The 6,499-nt window shown below is 64.9% G+C and carries 7 protein-coding genes; 4 read left to right on the top strand and 3 right to left on the bottom strand.

The window, feature by feature from the left end; genetic code table 11:
- On the top strand, nucleotides 1–572 hold a 572-nt coding region (gene hemB / locus VGG47_RS11485), incomplete at its 5' end, for a porphobilinogen synthase (RefSeq protein ID WP_331538617.1).
- A gap of 116 nt (nucleotides 573–688) precedes the next feature.
- On the top strand, nucleotides 689–1,618 hold the full coding sequence (locus VGG47_RS11480) for an oxidoreductase (RefSeq protein WP_331538615.1): 930 nt from the start codon (nucleotides 689–691) through the stop codon (nucleotides 1,616–1,618).
- Here VGG47_RS11480 and VGG47_RS11475 read toward each other — a convergent pair.
- Nucleotides 1,602–2,300 (bottom strand): squalene/phytoene synthase family protein, encoded by a 699-nt coding sequence (locus tag VGG47_RS11475; protein WP_331538613.1) that lies wholly within the window; start codon nucleotides 2,298–2,300, stop codon nucleotides 1,602–1,604. The two genes, VGG47_RS11480 and VGG47_RS11475, sit on opposite strands and share 17 nt — an antisense overlap.
- A gap of 51 nt (nucleotides 2,301–2,351) precedes the next feature.
- On the opposite strand from VGG47_RS11475, the gene VGG47_RS11470 reads away from it, so the two are divergent.
- Both VGG47_RS11470 and VGG47_RS11465 read left to right on the top strand, forming a co-directional pair.
- The gene (locus VGG47_RS11470; RefSeq protein ID WP_331538611.1) at nucleotides 2,352–2,954 is read left to right on the top strand and encodes a superoxide dismutase; all 603 of its coding nucleotides are present in this window, start codon (nucleotides 2,352–2,354) and stop codon (nucleotides 2,952–2,954) included.
- A gap of 149 nt (nucleotides 2,955–3,103) precedes the next feature.
- Nucleotides 3,104–3,343: a DUF1272 domain-containing protein gene (locus tag VGG47_RS11465; protein WP_331538610.1), complete on the top strand. Its 240-nt coding sequence runs from the start codon at nucleotides 3,104–3,106 to the stop codon at nucleotides 3,341–3,343.
- Between the two features lie 70 nt (nucleotides 3,344–3,413).
- On the opposite strand, the gene ilvD is transcribed toward VGG47_RS11465, so the two are convergent.
- Complete coding sequence (ilvD, locus tag VGG47_RS11460; RefSeq protein ID WP_331538608.1) at nucleotides 3,414–5,135, bottom strand: dihydroxy-acid dehydratase; 1,722 nt, start codon at nucleotides 5,133–5,135, stop codon at nucleotides 3,414–3,416.
- Between the two features lie 220 nt (nucleotides 5,136–5,355).
- Nucleotides 5,356–6,499: class I tRNA ligase family protein (locus tag VGG47_RS11455; RefSeq protein WP_331538606.1), on the bottom strand; the 1,144-nt coding region annotated here is incomplete at its 5' end.

Raw genomic sequence — 6,499 nt, 5'->3', positions numbered from 1 at the left:
ATGAATATGTCGCGAACGATGAAAGCGTGAAAATCCTCGAACAACAGGCGGTTAATCAGGCACAGGCCGGGATCGACATCATCGCCCCCTCCGACATGATGGATGGCCGAATCGCGGTGCTGCGTGCGGCGCTGGATGGGCAGGGGCTGATCCATACCCGCCTCATGAGCTATGCGGCGAAATATGCCTCAGCCTTCTACGGCCCCTTCCGAGATGCGATCGGCAGCCAGGGCGCGCTGAAGGGCGACAAGAAGACCTATCAGATGAACCCCGCCAATACCGAGGAGGCCCTGGCCGAGGTGGCGATGGACATCACCGAGGGCGCCGACATGGTGATGGTGAAGCCCGGCATGCCGTATCTCGACATCGTCCGCCGCGTGAAGGAGCGGTTTGAGGTGCCGGTCTTCGCCTATCAGGTGTCCGGCGAATACGCGATGATCGTGGCGGCGGCGCGCAATGGCTGGCTCGACCATGACCGGGCGATGCTGGAGAGCCTGCTCGGCTTCAAACGGGCCGGTTGTTCCGGCATCCTGACCTATTTTGCCGTGGAAGCGGCCAAGCGCCTGAGCTGAAGGAAAGAAAAGGCTACTTTTTGTGAACAAAAAGTAGCAAAAAAACTTTGCTACTTTGGGCCGTGGGCGTTGTCGGGGACAACGCCCACGGCCCAGCACCCGGAGGCTTTCATAACATGCCGCAATGGACCGCCTCTGACATCCCGCCGCAGGAGGGAAAATTCGCCATCGTTACCGGGGCCAATAGCGGCATCGGTTACGACACCGCGCTGGAACTGGCGCGGGCCGGGGCGGAGGTGATCGTCGCCACGCGCAACGCCCCGCGCGGCGAGACGGCGGTGGCGCGCATCAAGGCGGCGGTTCCCCGCGCGCTGGTGCGGTTTGAAGCGCTGGACCTTGGCTCCCTCGCCTCGGTCCGGGATTTTGCCGCGCGCATCAAGGCCAGCCAGGGAACGGTGGACATTCTGGTGAACAATGCCGGGGTGATGGCGCTGCCGCGACGGCGCTTGACGGTGGACGGATTTGAAACCCAGCTCGGGGTCAATTTCCTCGGCCATTTTCTGCTCACGGCCCTGCTCATGCCGCGGTTGATGAAGTCCGAGGCGCCGCGCGTGGTGCAGGTCAGCAGCATCGCGCATCGCCGGGGCAGGATCGCCCTCGACGACCTGCACGCGGTCAAAGGCTACAAGCCTTGGGCCGTGTATCAGCAATCAAAGCTGGCGATGCTGATGTTCGCCCTCGAACTGCAGCGCCGCTCGGATGCGGGCGGCTGGGGCGTCACCAGCGTCGCGGCGCATCCGGGCATCGCCACCACGGAGCTGGTGGCGAACGGGCCGGGGAATGACAGCCTGATGGGGCGCCTCACGCCGATCTTCGGACGCTTCTTCACGCATTCCTCCGCCGCGGGCGCGCTGCCGACGCTATTCGCCGCCACCGCGCCCAACGTCGCCCGAGGCGGCTATTACGGGCCCACCGGGTTCAGGGAATTCCGCGGCCCGCCGGGTGTCGCGAAAATCGAACCTCAGGCACTCGATGTGACGGTGGCGAAGGCGCTATGGGCAGAGGCCGAGCGCCTCACCGGCCACACTTTCACACCCGCCCCGTAACCGCCGCCCAGGCGACCGCCAGACGGTCGCCCAAGGTGCGCGCCGGGTCGGCGCGGCCCAGATCCCGTCTCGCGAACACCGCCGGCAGCGCCGCCGCCAATACGCGGCGCGGCGGCTGTGCGCCGAGCAGCCCCCGCGCCGCGCCAATGATTTTCTCAACCGGCGTCCCGTCGGCGGGCAGCAGCGAACGGCCTTGCGCGCGCAGATACGGGGCGGCGCGCAAGATGCCGGCAATGCCATAAGCGGCGCCAAGATCCTCCACGATATCCGAGTCGGCGCCCAACACCTTGCCGGCGACGCGGGCCAGCCGGCCCGCCGTGCCGCGCGCATAGCGCAAAAAATTTTCGAGGTCGGGAATGTCCGGCTCAGCTTCCTGCTCCCGTGCGTCGATCAGCGCCAACAGATCCTCAGGGCGGAACAGACCGGCCTCCAGCGCGTCGCTCAACGGGGTGGCGATTTCGTGAAGTTTGCGCTGCCCCTCGACGACTTCACGCCACCAGGTGAGCCGGATCAGCGCCAGCATCGGCTGCGACGCCACCTCGCGCGCCCGCGCCAGCTCATGATTGAACAGATAGAGCAGCGCCAGCGCCTCACGCTGTTCCGCCGGTGCGAACAGCGTGCAGAAGTACCGGTCGGGGTCGGCGGCGCGCAGACGGCGCAGAAGGTCGCTTGACGATGCCATGAAGCGTCCATAGCTAATCGACGCGACGAAACAAATATTGGAGACCGCCAAATGGCTTTCGAACTCCCCGCCCTCCCCTATACCACCGCGGCGCTGGCCGGCGTCGGCATGTGCCAGGAGACCCTGGAGCTGCATCACGGCAAGCATCACCAGGCCTACGTGACGGCGCTGAACGGCTTCGTCGAGAAGGACGCCGCTCTGCAGGGCAAGTCGCTCGAAGAGATCATCAAGCTCTCGTACAACAAGCCGGAACTGGCGCCGGTGTTCAACAATGCTGGCCAACACTGGAACCACAACCTGTTCTGGCAGAACATGAGCGCCACCGGCGGCAAGCTGCCCGGCAAGCTGGAAGCCAAGCTGACGCAGGATTTCGGCTCGGTGCAGGCGTTCAAGGACGCGTTCAAGGTCGCTGGCGTGGGCCAGTTCGGCTCCGGCTGGGCCTGGCTCGTGCTCGGCACCGACGGCAAGCTGAAAGTGACCAAGACCCCGAACGGCTCCAACCCCCTCGCCACCGGCGAAGGCAAGGCACTGCTCGGCCTCGATGTGTGGGAGCACAGCTACTATCTCGACTTCCGCAACCGCCGTCCTGACTACATCACCAACTGGCTCGACAAAATCGCTAACTACGAGTTTGCCGAAGCCCAGCTCGGCTAAATCAAGCGAACAGAAGAAAGCGGCCGCTTTTTGAAAAAAGCGGCGCAAAAACTTCTTTTACGCTGGGTCATGGGCGTTGTCGGCGACAGCGCCCATGACCCAGCATTCATAAGATTTTTCTGCTTCGCATACCGAACCCAGGAAGCTCCATGCTCGAACTGAGGCCAAATTGCGAATGCTGCGATAAGGATTTGCCGGCGGAAGCAGCCGGGGCCTTTATCTGCTCTTTTGAGTGTACATTTTGCGAGGCCTGCGCAACGGCCGTTCTAAAGGGCCGCTGTCCGAACTGCACGGGCCAGTTGGTGCAAAGACCGGCACGACCGGTGCATATGCTGTCCCGGTCGCCGGCGTCATCCAAACGAATTTTAAAGCCTGCTGGCTGCGCCTAACTTCCGGGGTCTGGGGCCTTCCGGCCCCAGCGGGGTCCAGGGGCACAGCCCCTGGCCTTTTCGTTCCTACTTACAGATCCGCGAAGCAATGCGTCTCTTCGGCAGCACCCGGATGGGTCAGCGCGCCGAGATAGGCCGGGCCGACGGTCTGGCCGTAGCGCCAGATCGCGCCTGAATTGTAGTTGGTCGAACGCGGCTTCCATTCGGCGCGGCGGGCGGCGAATTCGGCGTCTGTCAGTGCCACATCGATGGTCCCGTTGACCGCGTCGATGGTGATCTTGTCGCCGTCGCGCAGCAGGCCGATCGGTCCGCCGACGGCGGCTTCCGGCCCGACATGGCCGACGCAGAAACCGCGCGTGCCGCCGGAGAAGCGGCCATCGGTGATCAGCGCCACGTGCTCGCCCATGTCCTGACCATAGATGGCGGCGGTGGTGGAGAGCATCTCGCGCATGCCGGGACCGCCTTTCGGCCCTTCATAGCGGATGACCATGACGTCGCCCTTCTTGTAGGCGCGGGCCTGCACGGCGGCGAAGGCGTCTTCCTCGCAGTCGAAGCAGAGCGCGGTGCCGGTGAAGACCTGGGTCTTCAGCCCGGCAACCTTCACGATCGCGCCGTCCGGCGCCAGATTGCCCTTGAGGCCGACCACGCCGCCGGTCTTGGTGAGCGCGCGGGAGACCGGGAACACCACGTCCTGGTTTTCGGGGAACACCACGTCGGCAAGGTTTTCCGCCAGCGTCTTGCCGGTGACGGTCATGCAATGGCCGTGCAGAAGCCCGGCATCGAGCAGGGATTTCAGGATCACCGGAATGCCGCCGATGTTGTACACGTCGAGCGCGACGTATTTTCCGCCCGGCTTCAGGTCGGCGATGTAGGGCGTGCGGCGCATGATGTCGGCGACGTCCTGCAGGGTGAAGCGGATGCCGGCTTCATTGGCCATCGCCGGCAGATGCAGTGCTGCGTTGGTGGAGCCGCCGGTGGCGCCCACCACCACGGCGGCGTTCTCGAACGCCTCGCGGGTGCAGATGTCGCGCGGGCGGAGCTGCTTTTCGATCAGACTCATCACCGCCTGGCCGGAGAGCACGCCGAAGCGATCGCGGTCCTCATAAGGCGCCGGGGCGCCGGCGGAGCCGGGGAGCGCCAGGCCGATCGCCTCGGAGACGGTCGCCATGGTGTTGGCGGTGAACTGGCCGCCGCAGGCGCCGGCGGAGGGGCAGGCCACGCATTCCAGCTCGTGCAGGTCCTCGGCCGACATGTTGCCGGCGGCGTGCTGGCCGACGGCCTCGAACACGTCGACCACCGTCACGTCCCTGTCCTTGAAGCGGCCGGGCAGGATCGAACCGCCATACATGAACACCGACGGGACGTTGAGGCGCAGCATGGCCATCATCAGGCCCGGCAGCGACTTGTCGCAACCGGCCACACCGACCAGCGCGTCATAGCCATGGCCGCGCACGGTGAGCTCCACGGAATCGGCGATCACTTCGCGCGAGACCAGCGAGGATTTCATGCCCTGGTGGCCCATGGCGATGCCGTCGGTGACGGTAATGGTGGTGAACTCACGCGGCGTGCCGCCGGCCTCGTTAACGCCACGCTTCACCGACTGCGCCTGGCGCGAGAGGGCGATGTTGCAGGGCGCCGCCTCATTCCAGCAGGTCGCGACGCCAACGAAAGGCTGCGCGATCTCCGCCTCGGTGAGGCCCATGGCGTAATAATAAGAGCGATGCGGTGCGCGGTCCGGACCAACCGTGGTGTGGCGCGACGGCAGTTTCGACTTGTCCCAGGTTTTTGTCATTGTTCGAGCGTCCTCAAATGGTCGGGACATTTAGGGCGAGCTTCCGGCGCCGCACAAGCGCCAGGCCAAATAAGAAAAAGGAAAGCGGCCGCTTTTAAAAAAGCGGCGCAAAAATTTTTGCTCCTTGGGGCCATGGGCGTTGTCGGCGACAACGCCCATGGCCCCAAGGAGCAAAGTTTTTTTGCTACTTTTTGTTCACAAAAAGTCGTCTTCCCTTTCCTTAAGCTATCCGCTGCAGCGCGGCATCGAGGCGCACAATCTCGGCGGAGAAATTGCGCCGCCGCTCCTCGTTCTCCTCGATGATGGCGTCCGGCGCGCGCTTCACGAAATCCTCGTTGGCGAGCTTTTGCTCCACCTTGGCCAGTTCCGCTTCGGCCTTGGCCCGGGCGGAACTGAGCCGCGCGCGCTCGGCGTCGAGGTCGATGATTTCGGCCAGCGGCAACACGATCGTCGCTTCGCCCAGCACCGCCTGCGCCGAGCCTTTCGGCACCTCGCCGGCGACGGGGCCGATTTCGCTGGCGCGCGCCATGCGCCCGATCTGCTCGCTCCAGGCGTCGGCCCAGGCCAGGCTTTGGGGTGCGGCGTCCTTCAACAGCACGGGGCTCTTGATCGAGGGCGGCACGTTCATCTCCGAGCGCACGGTGCGGACCTGGGAAATCAGGTTCACTACCCAGGCGACCTCGTGGCGCGCCGCCTCGGCCTCGAACAGCGGGACCGCCTCCGGCCACGGGGCGCGGATCAACGAGCCTTGCGGTCCGTAGCCGAAATGATCCCACAATTCCTCGGTGACGAACGGCAGCAGCGGGTGCATCAGCCGCAGCAGAATCCCCAGCACATAGGCGGCGACATCGCGGACTTCTGGTCCATCCTCGGTGGCGAAGGCGGGTTTGGCGAGTTCCACGAACCAGTCGCAGACATCGCCCCAGGCGAAGCGGTAGCAGGCGTTCGCGTAGTCGTTCGGCCGGAAGGCTTCCAGCGCCGCGGAGGCCTCGGCGACGGCGCTGTTGGCGGCGTCAAGGATCCAGCGGCTGAGCGGCAGCTTCGCACCGGCCGGATCGAAAGCCGGGTTCGGCTTGCAGCCGTTCATCTCCAGAAAGCGCGCGGCGTTCCAGATTTTCGTGATGAAACTGCGGTTGGTCTCGACGATCTTCGCCCCGAGCTTCACGTCCCGCCCCTGCCCCGCCGCGGCGGCCACGGAGTAGCGCAGCGCGTCGGTGCCATAAGCGTCGATCAGGCTCAGCGGATCGACCACGTTGCCCTTGGACTTGGACATTTTCTGCCCGCGCTCGTCGCGCACCAGGCCGTGAATATACACGGTGCGGAACGGCACATCGCCCATGAAATGCAGCCCCATCATCATCATC

This window comes from Acidocella sp., from assembly GCF_036489515.1.
In the GTDB taxonomy this organism is placed as follows: Bacteria; Pseudomonadota; Alphaproteobacteria; order Acetobacterales; family Acetobacteraceae; genus Acidocella.
Note: the sequence above shows the minus strand (reverse complement) of the source record. Positions and strands in the feature narration are given on the sequence as shown.

Bases quoted from the DNA above. Each gene is read 5' to 3' on its own strand.
- VGG47_RS11480 (WP_331538615.1), top strand. From the start codon at position 689: ATGCCGCAATGGACCGCCTCTGACATCCCGCCGCAGGAGGGAAAATTC.
- VGG47_RS11475 (WP_331538613.1), bottom strand. From the start codon at position 2,300: ATGGCATCGTCAAGCGACCTTCTGCGCCGTCTGCGCGCCGCCGACCCC.
- VGG47_RS11470 (WP_331538611.1), top strand. From the start codon at position 2,352: ATGGCTTTCGAACTCCCCGCCCTCCCCTATACCACCGCGGCGCTGGCC.
- VGG47_RS11465 (WP_331538610.1), top strand. From the start codon at position 3,104: ATGCTCGAACTGAGGCCAAATTGCGAATGCTGCGATAAGGATTTGCCG.
- ilvD (WP_331538608.1), bottom strand. From the start codon at position 5,135: ATGACAAAAACCTGGGACAAGTCGAAACTGCCGTCGCGCCACACCACG.